Origin of the sequence: Dickeya sp. CFBP 2040 (assembly GCF_012273755.1) — a bacterium.
Lineage (GTDB): Bacteria > Pseudomonadota > Gammaproteobacteria > Enterobacterales > Enterobacteriaceae > Dickeya > Dickeya poaceiphila.
The window spans coordinates 136,409-149,599 of the sequence record NZ_JAAVXH010000087.1 but is presented as its reverse complement, the minus strand read 5'-3'; the positions used below and the strand labels follow the sequence as shown (position 1 = coordinate 149,599).

The window sequence follows — 13,191 nt, the reverse complement described above, 5'->3', positions numbered from 1 at the left end:
TCCGTGAAAGCGGGATTGGCGAAATTTCTAAGCTGCCTACTCGGCAGTGAACTCCAAGCGGCAAATCACCGTCATGCACGTATTTTTCTAAGCTGCCTACTCGGCAGTGAACTCGCAGATGTGGCCGCTTTGCGCTCAGGTGATTTTCTAAGCTGCCTACTCGGCAGTGAACCACTCAAGCAAATGGTTATAACTCAAGCTGAGTTTCTAAGCTGCCTACTCGGCAGTGAACGCGGACCTCAATCTGATTCTGGTGCTGAATCATTTCTAAGCTGCCTACTCGGCAGTGAACTAGTGCATTTTGTCATCACCACTGCGTCTATTTTTCTAAGCTGCCTACTCGGCAGTGAACGGACGGGCGAGAGGTAAAACCATCGCAGATGTTTTCTAAGCTGCCTACTCGGCAGTGAACTGTAGCCCGTTGACTCTAACTCTTTGTATTCTGACTCGCAATTGGCGATTTTTGCCCTCAGACCCTTTTTTTTCGGCTTTCGGTAACTTATTGATTTTTCAATATCGAAAAAGACGCCTGAAAAAAAGGGTATGAAAATACGAAAAGTATTTTGGGCGTCATTCACTTTCTCGTTTTGGCTGTGTTAGGCTAATTCTCGTTATTTTCCAGTGCATTACATTTTTTCCAATAAATTATTAGCCTGCGTGTTATTACGCGGGTGGTGCTGCTTTATCACTACGACAGAGAAACCGTTTTATGGATAACGTATTCAGCCCGTCGGATTTAAAAACCATTCTGCATTCCAAACGCGCCAATATTTATTACCTCCAGCATTGCCGTATTTTGGTGAATGGCGGGCGGGTGGAATATGTCACCGAAGAAGGGAATCAGTCGTTGTACTGGAATATCCCGATTGCCAATACCAGCGTGGTGATGCTCGGCACCGGTACCTCGGTCACGCAGGCGGCGATGCGGGAATTTGCCCGCGCCGGGGTGATGGTCGGGTTTTGTGGCGGCGGGGGAACGCCGCTGTTCGCTGCCAATGAAGCCGAAGTGGCGGTGTCATGGCTGTCGCCGCAGAGTGAATACCGCCCTACTGAGTATTTGCAGGATTGGGTCAGCTTCTGGTTTAACGAAGAACAGCGGCTGGCGGCGGCGATTGCCTTTCAGCAGGTGCGTATCGGCCAGATCCGCCAGCACTGGCTGGGCGGACGGCTGGAGCGTGAGTCGCGTTTCGCCATCAAACCCGAACATGTGGATGCGCTGCTTAACCGCTATCAGCAGGGGCTGACGGCGTGCCGCACCAGTAACGATGTGCTGGTGCAGGAAGCGATGATGACCAAAGCGCTGTACCGGCTGGCGGCCAACGCGGTGAGCTACGGCGAGTTTACCCGCGCCAAACGCGGCGGCGGCACCGATCTGGCGAACCGTTTTCTCGACCACGGTAATTATCTGGCTTATGGGTTAGCGGCGGTGGCGTTGTGGGTGCTGGGCCTGCCGCACGGGCTGGCGGTGCTGCATGGCAAAACCCGGCGCGGCGGGCTGGTGTTCGACGTGGCGGACCTGATCAAAGACGCGCTGATTCTGCCGCAGGCGTTTATCGCCGCCATGGAAGGGGAAGACGAGCAGGACTTTCGCCAGCGTTGCCTGACGGCGTTTCGTCAGGCCGGGGCGCTGGATGTGATGATAGAGAGCCTGCAACAGGTGGCGCAGCAATTAAGCCAGGTGGCGAAAAGCGGGAGTCAGGGGGCGCAATGAACATCCTGCTGATTTCCGAATGCAATAAGCGAGCGCTGGTGGAAACCCGCCGGGTGCTGGATCAGTTCGCCGAGCGCAAAGGGGAGCGCACCTGGCAGACCGCCATCACCGAAGAGGGGTTAAAAACGCTGCGCCAGTTGCTGCGTAAAACCGCGCGGCGCAACACTGCCGTGGCCTGCCACTGGATTCGCAGCGCCAATCACACCGAGCTGTTGTGGATTGTCGGCAACTTGCGGCGTTTCAACCCGCAAGGCAGCGTGCCGACCAACCGTACCGAGCGCGATATTCTGCGCCGCCACGACGAAAACCCGTGGCACAGCGCTGAAGCCTTCAGCCTGCTGGCGGCGATTGCTGGGCTGTTTCACGATATCGGCAAGGCCAATGCGCTGTTTCAGGTTGGGTTGCGGGGCAACGGGCCGCGCAGCCAGCCGCTTCGCCACGAGTGGGTGTCGCTGCGGCTGTTTCAGGCGTTTGTCGGCGAGCGGGATGATACCGGTTGGCTGACGGCGCTGGCCACCGTCAGCGCGGAGGATGAAGCGGCGTTGCTGGCACGCTTGCAGCAGGATGTGAAAATACCCAAACCCTCGCCGTTTAACAGCCTGCCGCCGCTGGCGCAGGTGGTGGGCTGGCTGATTGTCTCGCACCACCGCTTGCCGATGTTTTGGGATGATAAGAGTGGCAATCCCAGCCCTGATCTCGCCTATATTGATGAATGGCTGACCACGCAGGTGTCGCCCAACTGGAATGCGGTTAATCACCTGCGCCCGGATATCAGCGCGCAGGAATGGCAACAGGTGTGGCAGTTCCCGCACGGCACGCCGTTGCAAAGCCGCGTCTGGTGTGAAAAGGCGCGCAAATTCGCCGCCCGTGCGCTGAAGTTACCCTCGCTGATGACCTTCGGCCAACTGGACCAACGGCTGACGGTGCATCTGGCACGGCTGGCGCTGATGCTGGCAGATCACTACTACTCATCTTCCGATGCCACCCCCGGCTGGCAAGACCCGCGTTATACCGTGTGGGCCAATACCGACAGAAAGACTGGCAAACTCAAACAGCAACTGGATGAACACTGCGTCGGCGTGGCGCAGAATGCGCTGCTGCTGGGCCGTAGCCTGCCGCACCTGCGCGACACGCTGCCGGCCATCACCCGGCACAAAGGCTTTCGCCAGCGCAGCACCGATGCGCGTTTCCGCTGGCAGGACCGGGCATTTGATCAGGTCTGTGCCGTTCGTGAGCAGGCGGCTCGCCACGGTTTCTTTGGCGTCAACATGGCCTCTACCGGGCGCGGCAAGACGCTGGCGAATGCCCGCATTATGTACGCGCTGGCAGACGAATCCGCCGGATGTCGCTTTTCGGTAGCACTTGGCCTGCGTACCCTGACGCTGCAAACCGGCGATGCCCTGCGCCAGCGCCTGACGCTGGATGAAGACGACCTGGCGGTGTTGATAGGCTCGCAAGCGGTGCAGGAACTGCATGAGCTACGCCAGCAGGAAACGCGTGCGGCGCAAACCGGCAGCGAATCGGCTGAGTCGCTGTTTAGCGAGCATCAGTACGTCAGTTACGACGGCTCGCTGGATGACGGGCGGCTGAAAACCTGGCTGGAAAAATCGCCGACGCTGCATCAACTGCTGAGTGCGCCGGTGCTGGTCACCACTATCGACCACCTGATGCCCGCGACCGAAAGCCTGCGCGGCGGCCACCAGATTGCGCCGATGCTGCGGCTGCTGACCTCTGATCTGGTGCTGGACGAGCCGGACGATTTTGGGCTGGAAGACCTGCCCGCGCTGTGTCGGCTGGTGAACTGGGCGGGGATGCTCGGTTCACGGGTATTACTGTCATCCGCCACGCTGCCACCGGCGTTGATCCGCGCACTGTTCGAAGCTTACCTGAAAGGGCGCGAAGCCTGGCAGCAGGCTTACGGTGAGCCGGGTACGCCGTTGAGTATTTGCTGCGGCTGGTTTGATGAATTCGACAGTCAGTGCCAGACGATAGCCGATACTCGCGCTTTTGCCGATCAGCATCAGGCGTTTGTCACCGGGCGTATCGACAAGCTGCAACAGCAGGAACAGCGGCTGCGCTGGGCGGAGATTGAACCGGTGGCAAGCCCGACGCGAGAGGCGAGCGCGGTGTGCCAGGCGGTGGCGCACACCCTGCATCAACGGTTGTTTGCGCTGCATCAGCACCATCACCAGACGCATTCCGGCGGCAAAACCGTGTCGCTGGGGTTGATTCGCATGGCGAACATCAACCCGCTGGTGGCGGTGGCGCGTGCGCTGATGGAGATGCCTTCCCCGCCGGATTACTGCGTGCATTATTGCGTCTATCACAGCCAGCACCCGCTGGCGATGCGTTCCCACATCGAAGCGCGGCTGGATGCGGCACTGATGCGCAAAGACCCGCAGGCACTGTGGCAGGTGGCGGAAATTCGTGACGCCATCGCACAGCAGCCGCAGCAGCATCACCTGTTTGTGGTGCTGGCAACCTCGGTGGCGGAAGTGGGCCGGGACCACGATTATGACTGGGCCATCGCCGAACCCAGCTCAATGCGTTCTTTTATCCAACTGGCCGGACGTATTCTGCGCCACCGCCAGCGTGACGAGAATGTGCCAGCCTCACCCAACTTTTATCTGCTAAGCCATAACGTGCGGGCGCTGAAAGGCGAAAAGCTGGTGTTCCTTCGCCCCGGTTTTGAGTCGGAGCACGGCTTCACCCTCGCCAGCCACGACCTGCGGGAACTGCTGAAACCGGAGGACTACCAGCACATCAGCGCTGCGCCGCGTATTCAACAGCCACCGGTACTGAAAAAACCATTCACGTTGATTTCGCTGGAACATGCGGCGCTGGCAACAAAACTGTTTGGGCCGAAAAACGCACCGCTTTCACAGGCGACAGCCGTGCTGTGGTGGCGCGAGTCGTTGCACTGGAACGGTGAACTACAGCGCCGTACGCCGTTTCGCCGCTCAGACCCGCAGCAGCGTTACTGGCTGCGATTGGAAGAGGAGGGCGAAAAACCGTGCTTTATGGTGCAGGACGACGGGCCGAGTGGATGGAAAGACGTCGATGTGATCCGAACCGTGCAACAGCAGATGGCCGATGGCGTCAGCCAGTGGGTAGATATGGATTACACCGCGCTTTACTTGCAACTGGCCGAGGAAAAGCAGTGGGAGTTAGCCAGAGTCAGCGACCGCTTTGGTGAAATCAGTCTTAGCACGCGAGATAACCTGGCGTGGTGCTGGCATCCGCTGTTGGGGGTGTTTGGGGAAAAATCATGATGACAGGAGGAGGCATGGAAGAGAGTGAATTAACGCAGTTTATTGTCAGTTATATCAACGATAAAGAGAAATCTAAGCTGGATGCTCTCGATAAAGTCGCTGACAAACAGCGAATGTCGTTAAGCGGCGAAGCGCTGGCTGCGATGGAATTGAAGCTGGAACAGGAACGGCTTGAAATAGTGCGCACTTGGCTGACGGACAACGCGCCGAAAGCGTACAAAATAAAACGAGCAACGCATGTTTTGAAATTTACCCACAGTTCAGCAAAAGGAAGTAGCCGATTAGATTTGTTCAAGGATCTATCGCTACCTTTTTTATCCACGGCATCATTAAGTCACCCAGTTTTAGATACTGCGGTTGATACGGCGGCGGTTCTTGGTATTGCAAAATTATTGACCGAAGAGCATCAGGGTGATTCGCTGTTGGCGGCGTTACAGCGCGGTGACCACCGCGCACTGGAAGCGCTGGCGGAAAACCCGGAGCAGCTTGCGCAGTGGCTGGCTGGGTTTAAGCAAGTGCTGAGCGATAAGCAGCCCAGTTCTCATTCCCTCGCTAAACAGATCTACTTCCCGGTGGGGGACGGGCAATACCATCTGTTAAGCCCGCTTTATTCTTCTTCGTTGTCGCAGACGCTGGACCAACGCCTGAACGCGGTGCTCTTCAGTGAGCAGGCTAAAGCCCGGTATGATAAGCGCTGGCATGGTGAGGTTGATGTCAGCTACCCCGGTATTGCGGTGCAGAATATGGGCGGCACCAAGCCGCAAAATATTTCCGCGCTTAATTCCGCCCGCAGCGGTCGCTCCTATCTGCTCAACGGTGCGCCGCCACAGTGGCGCAGTCAGGATAAACCGCCGCTTAAGCATGACACTATCTTTCGTAACCGTGGTGAGCTGTATACACGGACTCGCGATCAACTCAGTGCGATGCGAAAATTTTTGCTCAGCGTCAAAGACGTGGACAACAACCGCGATATTCGCAATCAGCGTCGGCGTTACCTCGACCAGTTGATCGACACCTTATTCGACTATGTCGTTACAGTACAAAACCAGTACCCGGCGGGCTGGAGCGTTGATTCTTGTCTGAAACGCCACCTGCAATTGTGGCTTGACCCACAGCGCGGCTCGCGGGACTCCGCTTTTCTGCGTGAGCGTGATATGGGCGACTGGCAGCAGGACGTCGCCCATGAATTTGGCCAGTGGCTGAATGCGCGATTGCAGCACGAAAAACTGATTTTCGGCGAGGTGGAGCGCCGTGAGTGGTCAACCGCCGCGCTGTTTAAGCAACGGCTGCGGGAAACCGAGCGTGCGCTGAAGGAGGAACGGGCATGAGCAAGCTGATGATTCTGCGGTGTATTGTGGTGGAAAACGCCAACACTATTGCCGGGCACACCTACGGCTTTCCCGCCATCAGTCATTTTCTCGGCTTTACCCATGCGTTGTCGCGCCAGTTGCAGGCATCTCACGGTTTGCGGCTGGAAGGCTGCGGCGTGGTGTGCCATCAGCATCAGGTTCACGCTCACGGCAACGGCTGGAACCGTAGCTTTGCGCTGACGCGTAACCCGCTGACCAAAGAGGGAAAAACCGCCGCTTTTAACGAAGAGGGGCGGATGCACCTCACCGTGTCGCTGCTTATCGAATGCCACGGCATGTTGCCCGGTGAAGACGGGCGCGAAGCGCTTCGCCAGCAGGTGCAGCAACAGGTACTACAGCAGCGGCTGGCGGGCGGGCTGATTGTGGATATGGCGCTTGACCAGGTGAGCTTCCATGACATCCCCACCAATGGCGCAGCCACCCGCAGCCTGATGCGTCGTTTACTGCCGGGCTTTGTGTTGCTGGACCGCACGGCGCTGTTATCGTCGCATCTTGACACCCTGCAACAGGCCAATCCGCAGGCGGACATGCTGGATGCCTGGCTCGATTTCGCTGCCCTGAAATTCCAGGCGGAGCGCTCCTCAGGTGATGAGGTGAACTGGCAGCCACTGCCAAAACCGCAAGGCGGCTATCTGGTGCCGCTGATGACCGGCTACCGCGCTATTTCGCCGTTGTATGCCCCCGGCGAGGTGGAGAAAACCCGTGACCCGTCCACTCCGTTCTGTTTTGCCGAAGCCATTTACGGTGTTGGCGAGTGGCGCGGCGCACACCGTATTGACGACATCAACCGTATTTTCTGGCGTTACCTCTATCAACGCGACAATCAACACCACACTTACCGCTGCCTGCAAACTGTCAACGATGAAGACAGTGCAGCAGATGATGATTACGACGAACTTGAATTCAACTACTGAGACAAGGATTGAAACCATGGCGAAAGCAGCAACCACCTTGAAAACCCCAACGGTACTGGCGTTTGAGCGCAAACTGGCGAATTCCGATGCGCTGATGCTGGCGGGCAACTGGCAGCAGGAGAACTGGCAGCCGGTGGTGATTCAGGAAAAATCGGTACGCGGCACCATATCAAACCGACAGTCTGGCGCGTTGGTTAGTGATCCGGGCAAATTCATGAAAAGTATTGAGAATCCTAATATACAGCCCGTCGATGTCGCCGCGCTGCCGTTTGATGCCGACACGCTGAAAGTGGTTTTTACACTGCGGGTACTGGGTAACCTGGCGCTGCCGTCGGTGTGTAACAATCAGGATTACCAGCAGGCGCTGACGGAACTGATTAATGGCTACGCCCGCGAGCCGGGCTTTGGCGTGCTGGCAGCGCGTTACGCCGAGAATATCGCCAGCGGTCGCTTCTTGTGGCGAAACCGTATTGGTGCCGAAGCGGTGCAGGTGGTGGTGACGCACGACGATAAGCGCTGGGAATTTAACGGCGAAGACTACTCGCTGCGCCAGTTTAGCCAACCTTCAGGCGCATTGGCTGAGCTGGCTGCGGTGATTGAGCAGGTGCTGGCGGGCAGCGATTCGGCGTTTTTCTGTGTGGAAGCGCAGGTGAAACTGGGCAACGGGCAGGAGGTGTTCCCGTCGCAAGAGCTAGTGCGCTCAAATGAATCTGATCGTGACCGAAAGAGCAAAATTCTGTATCAGGTTAACGGTGTGGCGGCGATGCACTCCCAGAAAATCGGCAATGCGCTGCGCACGGTGGATGACTGGCACCCGGAAGCGACGAAAACTGGGCCGATTGCGGTTGAACCCTATGGCTCTGTCACCAGCCGTGGCCGTGCGTATCGCCAGCCGAAGGACAAGAAGGATTTTTACACCCTGCTGGATAACTGGGTTCTCAACGGCAACCCGCCAGACGTAGAGCAGCAGCACTACGTGATCGCCACACTGATTCGCGGCGGGGTGTTTAGTGAGAAAGGTGAGAAAGGTAAAAAAGACGAGTAACCCTATGGACCACTATATCGAGATTCGGGTGTTGCCCGACCTGGAGTTCAGCGCGGTGCAGTTGCTAAGCGCGCTGTTCGCCAAGCTGCACCGGGCGTTGGGGCAGCAAGCGACAGGCGCCATCGGTGTGAGTTTCCCGGATGTGAGCAAAACGCTGGGGGAACGGTTGCGGCTGCACGGCAGCGTGCAGGCACTGACGGCACTGGAACAAACCGGCTGGCGCACAGGGCTGCGCGACTATAGCACCATCACCAATGTATTACCGGTGCCAACTGGTGCGCAGTACCGCACCGTGCGGCGGGTGCAGGTGAAAAGCAACGCCGAGCGCCTGCGCCGCCGGGCGGTGAGCAAAGGCCGGATGACTGCGGACGAAGCCGCCACCCGCATTCCCTACGCGGTGGAAAAACGCACTTCGCTGCCGTATCTGCCGCTGCGTAGCCTTTCCAGCGGACAAACGTTTTTACTGTTTGTCGAGCACGGCCCGCTGCAGGATAAACCGGTCGCCGGTACATTCTCCAGCTACGGCTTAAGCGCGACCGCCACCATCCCGTGGTTTTGACCCTTTTTTGGCGGCCAGTTGTAACGTATTGATTTTTAATACCGCAATCTGGCCGCCAGAAAAAAGGGTTTTTTCGGAAAAACGGCGGTTTTTCTTTAACAATCAGGCGATAAGCGATGATTCGCTACAGTTCACTGCCGCACAGGCAGCTTAGAAAATCTCATCAGGCCGGTGTCCGACAGCTCGATCGTTCACTGCCGCACAGGCAGCTTAGAAATAAGGCAAAAACGACCGCTGGCACCGTGCCGCGTTCACTGCCGCACAGGCAGCTTAGAAATTGCGGGACAAATCGAACAGGAAACCTGCATTTGTTCACTGCCGCACAGGCAGCTTAGAAAGCTAAAAAATTCGTCTCCAGTCTTTAGCCCGTGTTCACTGCCGCACAGGCAGCTTAGAAATGACTCAGCAGGATATAGACACGGCCTGCTCTGTTCACTGCCGCACAGGCAGCTTAGAAAACTATCACGTATTGCAATGGTTTCCGGTTGGAGTTCACTGCCGCACAGGCAGCTTAGAAAGTTATATCCAGCCCACACATTCATTGTGTCAAGTTCACTGCCGCACAGGCAGCGGTTGACGGGTTTACTGGCGTTAAAACTACGCTGAGGTGGGCGACTTCGCCGGATGCACGGCATGGATGCCGTGCAAGCCCATTCCGCGTAAGGAACGCGTAATGGGCGGTCCGAACAGCGAAGGCGAACGCCGAAGGTACCGCGTCAGCGGCGTAGTTTAGCCATCAAGCCAGAGGTCAAGGAGAGGTGGCGCTTGCACCTCTCCTTGTCGTGCGTGCGATGATGTAGCAAAGAGGCGACACGGTCTATCCCGCACGAAACCACCCACCGCCCCCACATACATTCGACAAACACATTCGCCAGCAGCCCCCGGCTGTTGCCAACAGCCCATCCCCGGCGGGCATAGCCGTTTCCTGCAAGGAAAAAAATCCCCCAACCGTTACCGGCTGGAGGAAAAGGGGCGTAAAAAAGTGAAAGGAATAACTTACTGTACGGCAGCGAAAGCCGCCGCCACGCGCTGTACGTTGTGATGATTTAACCCGGCGATGCAGACACGGCCACTGGCGATAAGATATACGCCGAATTCTTCGCGCAGGCGGTCTACCTGTGCGGCGCTAAAGCCGGTGTAGCTGAACATGCCGCGCTGGGTCAGCAGGTAGTCAAAGTTGCGCTCCGGCAGCGCTTTTTTCAGTTCGTTCACCAGCGTCTGGCGCATTTCCTGAATACGCAGGCGCATTGCTTCCACTTCTGCGTGCCAGTTGGCGTTGAGCGTGCTGTCGTTCAGTACGCGTGATACCACCTGTGCGCCGAAGTTCGGCGGGCTGGAGTAGTTGCGGCGCACGGTGGCTTTCAACTGACCGAGTACGCGACTGGCCGCGTCCTGATCCTCACAGACTACAGACAACCCGCCAACGCGCTCGCCATACAGCGAGAAGATTTTGGAAAACGAGTTGCTGACCAGCGCAGGCAAGCCGGCGCTGGCGATAGCGCGGATGGCGTAGGCATCGTCGTCCATGCCGCCGCCAAAGCCCTGATAAGCGATATCCAGAAACGGCACCAGCTCGCCTTTGATCAACACGTCGATCACGCGGTCCCACTCGGCGTGGGTCAGGTCTGAGCCGGTCGGGTTGTGGCAGCACGGATGCAGCAGCACGATGCTGCGCGGCGGCAGCTGTTTCAGTGCGCCTATCATCCTTTCTACGTTGACGCCCAGCGTGTCGGCATCAAAGTACGGGTAGGTATGCACCTGAAAACCGGCGCCGGAGAAAATGGCGATATGGTTTTCCCACGTCGGGTCGCTGACCCAGACTTCGGAATCCGGAAAATAACGTTTAAGGAAATCGGCCCCCACTTTCAGCGCGCCGGAGCCGCCCAGCGTCTGGATGGTGGCGACACGCTGCGCACTAAGCGCCGGGTGGTGTTCGCCGAACAGCAGCGTCTGTACCGCGCTGCGGTAAGCGGCCAGACCTTCCATCGGCAGGTAGACCGATGCCTGCTGCGCTTCGTCCTGCATCTGGCTTTCTGCGGCATTGACCGCGTGTAACTGAGGAATAACGCCCTGGCCGTCGTAATACAACCCGATGCTGAGGTTCACTTTATCAGTACGTGGGTCCTGCTTGAATTTCTCCATCAGGGACAGGATAGGGTCGCCAGCGTAGGCATCGACATTTTGGAACACGGTTGGTCACTCTCCTCAGGTATAAAAAATCAGGCTGTTCGCTAGGCGGTATAGCGGCCAGGGCGATGATTCATGGCGATAATCAGATTCAGCGCCGCTGCACCCAGCACCGAGGCGATCAGCATCGGTATGCTTACCACGAACAGGGAAGCCAGTACAATGGTCACATCTACCGCCATCATGAATTTTCCGGCGCGGATTCCGCTTTTATCTTGTAAATAGAGCGCCAGAATATTCATCCCGCCCAGGCTGGCGCGGTGGCGGAACAGTACGATAAACCCCAGCCCCATAATCAGGTTGCCAAACAGCGTGGCGTAAATCGGTTGCAGGTGGTCAAAGTGAATGAATAACGGGTGCAGGTCGGAAAACAGCGACACCAGCGCCACCGCGCAGAAGGTTTTGATGGTGAACGGCCAGCCCATGCGCCGAATGGCGAGGTAATAAAATGGCAGATTCAGCAAAAAGAATGCGGTACCAAACGAGAGGCGGGTGGCGTAGTGCAGCAAAAATGCCATTCCGGCGGTGCCGCCGGTCAGCGCGCCGGCCTGACGCAGCAAAATGACCCCGAAAGACACCATCAGAGTGCCGATAAGCAGTGCCAGAATGTCTTCCAGCAGTGTATGTGAAACCGGTTGTGGGGTGATGACGTTATCCATGGAAACAAGCCCGATAAAAGAAAGAAAAAATACCGGTCTTTTCAAGCAAAAAGCACACCATCTGGCACGGCTGATGTGGCGAGTTGACGTTTTTTTACGCAGGAATAACGTTAACTTATTGAAAGAGCTAAATGAATTTATTTACACGTATCGTGTATTTAACTTTTTATTTGTGTAGATCTTGTGCGTGCTGGCATCGATTTGTGCGGGAGTTATGTGACCCGCACCATCATGAAGCAATGCCTGCACCAAATCAGAGCACGGAAACCGTTGAGACCATTAACCCGTTCTCTTTCAGACGGTTGAGCACCACCGAGGTTTTCAGGTGCGCCACGCTTTTGTTACGCGCCAGAATCTCGCTGATTAACTCGCTCAGGCCGTGCAGGTCCGCCACCGCGACTTTGAGCATGTAATCTGCGTCGCCAGTGGTTTTGTAGGCATCAATAATGGCATCGACTTCACCCAGCATCTGGTGAAAGTTGTCTACGCACTCCTCGGTGTGATTGAGTAGTCGTACTTCTATCAGGCTCATCAGGTCCAGCCCGACGGCATCCGGCGCCAGCCGGGCGTGATACCCCATAATCAGTTGTGCCTGTTCGAGGGCAATGCGACGACGAGAACACTGTGAGGCCGATAGCCCCACCAGATCGCTGAGTTCCTGATTGGTAAGGCGTCCATTTGCCTGCAGCAGTGTGAGGATCTTCAAGTCAAAATCATCAATGTTGTACATAGCCCTGCTTTCCCAGAAATACAAAAGCTACAGACTAGCAGCTTTTTTGGCTTCCGAAAGTTTGTTGTTTGGCATCCTGATGGGGTCAGCGTGTTTTTTCTGCTGCCCGGCAGCACTGTTCTGGTTCATGGTAGTGCATAGCGACCCGTCAATATGTCGGTTGTGTGCAGGTTTTGAACTATTTACACACTAAATCAACGTGATAATCGCATTGCTGCAATAAACGTGAGAGTGGGGATTTTTTTCATCTGATTCAGTTTGTTAAGTACCTTAAACACGCCCTGCTGGTAAATGGTGTTGGGGTTGGCCTGATAATTGCTGCGTGTGTGACGATATCTGATGAGCCGCTTGTCTTTTCTAAGCTGCCTACACGGCAGTTCACTATCTCCGCTGGAATTAATGTTTACGTATTTGTTTCTAAGCTGCCTACGCGGCAGTTCACACGCGGAGGGCTGGTCGTAGCACCGCCGGTTCTTTCTAAGCTGCCTACGCGGCAGTTCACCGGCTGCTTTGCCAGCTTGCTCTTTATGCAACATGCAACTTTCTAAGCTGCCTACGCGGCAGTTCACAACTGCGTGCTGAGTTTACCCGCCTCGTCGAATTTCTAAGCTGCCTACGCGGCAGTTCACTGAGGTCTTCTGGCCTGATTTTCAATGTTACATTTCTAAGCTGCCTACGCGGCAGTTCACATTACGTCACTCCAGACCAGATTGATGATCCGGTTTCTAAGCTGCCTACGCGGCA

Annotated in this window: 9 protein-coding genes and 3 CRISPR repeat arrays (2 of these 12 only partly in view); of the genes, 6 read left to right on the top strand and 3 right to left on the bottom strand. The window is 56.5% G+C overall.

Annotated features, from left to right (window positions below):
* Positions 1 to 412: a CRISPR direct-repeat array (repeat unit 28 nt; unit sequence TTTCTAAGCTGCCTACTCGGCAGTGAAC); it reaches 336 nt to the left of the window's first position.
* Positions 413 to 709: 297 nt separating this feature from the next.
* The 6 genes from cas1f to cas6f are packed head-to-tail and all read left to right on the top strand — an operon-like array spanning position 710 to position 8,871.
* A complete protein-coding gene (gene cas1f / locus Dpoa2040_RS12405) occupies positions 710 to 1,711 on the top strand; it encodes a type I-F CRISPR-associated endonuclease Cas1f (RefSeq protein ID WP_168641434.1) in 1,002 nt (333 codons plus the stop codon).
* The gene (gene cas3f, locus Dpoa2040_RS12400; protein ID WP_168641433.1) at positions 1,708 to 4,983 is read left to right on the top strand and encodes a type I-F CRISPR-associated helicase Cas3f; all 3,276 of its coding nucleotides are present in this window, start codon (positions 1,708 to 1,710) and stop codon (positions 4,981 to 4,983) included. The genes cas1f and cas3f overlap by 4 nt, the downstream gene beginning before the upstream one ends.
* A gap of 14 nt (positions 4,984 to 4,997) precedes the next feature.
* Positions 4,998 to 6,311 (top strand): type I-F CRISPR-associated protein Csy1, encoded by a 1,314-nt coding sequence (csy1, locus tag Dpoa2040_RS12395; RefSeq protein WP_168641582.1) that lies wholly within the window; start codon positions 4,998 to 5,000, stop codon positions 6,309 to 6,311.
* On the top strand, positions 6,308 to 7,267 hold the full coding sequence (gene csy2 / locus Dpoa2040_RS12390) for a type I-F CRISPR-associated protein Csy2 (RefSeq protein ID WP_168641432.1): 960 nt from the start codon (positions 6,308 to 6,310) through the stop codon (positions 7,265 to 7,267). The genes csy1 and csy2 overlap by 4 nt, the downstream gene beginning before the upstream one ends.
* A 16-nt stretch (positions 7,268 to 7,283) precedes the next feature.
* Entirely contained in the window at positions 7,284 to 8,312 is a 1,029-nt protein-coding gene (gene csy3 / locus Dpoa2040_RS12385; protein ID WP_168641431.1) for a type I-F CRISPR-associated protein Csy3, read from the top strand.
* 4 nt (positions 8,313 to 8,316) lie between these two features.
* The gene (cas6f, locus tag Dpoa2040_RS12380) at positions 8,317 to 8,871 is read left to right on the top strand and encodes a type I-F CRISPR-associated endoribonuclease Cas6/Csy4 (protein ID WP_042872676.1); all 555 of its coding nucleotides are present in this window, start codon (positions 8,317 to 8,319) and stop codon (positions 8,869 to 8,871) included.
* A 129-nt stretch (positions 8,872 to 9,000) separates the two neighbouring features.
* Positions 9,001 to 9,449: a CRISPR direct-repeat array (repeat unit 28 nt; unit sequence GTTCACTGCCGCACAGGCAGCTTAGAAA).
* A gap of 418 nt (positions 9,450 to 9,867) precedes the next feature.
* On the opposite strand, the gene Dpoa2040_RS12375 is transcribed toward cas6f, so the two are convergent.
* From Dpoa2040_RS12375 to Dpoa2040_RS12365, 3 genes are all read right to left on the bottom strand, one after another.
* Complete coding sequence (locus Dpoa2040_RS12375; RefSeq protein WP_168641430.1) at positions 9,868 to 11,061, bottom strand: amino acid aminotransferase; 1,194 nt, start codon at positions 11,059 to 11,061, stop codon at positions 9,868 to 9,870.
* Positions 11,062 to 11,102: 41 nt separating this feature from the next.
* On the bottom strand, positions 11,103 to 11,717 hold the full coding sequence (locus tag Dpoa2040_RS12370; RefSeq protein ID WP_168641429.1) for a YitT family protein: 615 nt from the start codon (positions 11,715 to 11,717) through the stop codon (positions 11,103 to 11,105).
* Positions 11,718 to 11,970: 253 nt separating this feature from the next.
* Complete coding sequence (locus tag Dpoa2040_RS12365) at positions 11,971 to 12,447, bottom strand: Lrp/AsnC family transcriptional regulator (protein WP_168641428.1); 477 nt, start codon at positions 12,445 to 12,447, stop codon at positions 11,971 to 11,973.
* Positions 12,448 to 12,801: 354 nt separating this feature from the next.
* Positions 12,802 to 13,191: a CRISPR direct-repeat array (repeat unit 28 nt; unit sequence TTTCTAAGCTGCCTACGCGGCAGTTCAC) (it continues 66 nt past the right edge of the window).